Origin of the sequence: Mesorhizobium sp. M4B.F.Ca.ET.143.01.1.1 (assembly GCF_004792275.1) — a bacterium.
GTDB lineage: Bacteria > Pseudomonadota > Alphaproteobacteria > Rhizobiales > Rhizobiaceae > Mesorhizobium > Mesorhizobium abyssinicae.
Window position 1 is genome coordinate 1 of record NZ_SRSR01000126.1, and the last position, 391, is coordinate 391.

A 391-nucleotide genomic window follows, 5' to 3' on the forward strand; every position below is an offset into this window, starting at 1 on the left:
GATCGGGTTGGCGATCTTTTCCTCGATAACCTTGCGCGCAGCCGCCAGATCGAGACCGAGATCGCCACCGATCGACCATCATCCGCTCGCAGGTTGCTAAGGCGAACGCGCATCTCGACCATGACGGCGTGCGGCAGGAAAAGCGCGACATCGAGGTCAAGATCGACGTGCGCTACCTCGGCCAGAGCTACGACCTGCCGATCCTCGTCGACATAACCGATAAGCATTTCTGGGACAAGCTTCCGGACAACTTCCACGCCGCCCACGCTGCACGCTTCGGCCATGCGGATCCCTCGAACCCGATCGAAATCGTGGGTATCGGCGTGACCGGCATCGGCCGGATCGACACGCCGGTCTTGCCGAAGCTCGCCGAGGGAATGTCGCTACCGCC

General features: G+C 62.1%; 1 pseudogene. It reads left to right on the top strand.

Annotation, left to right across the window (positions count from 1 at the left end):
* Positions 1-128: 128 nt before the first annotated feature.
* Positions 129-391: pseudogene (locus EN786_RS36260) on the top strand (hydantoinase/oxoprolinase family protein); the annotation flags it as partial.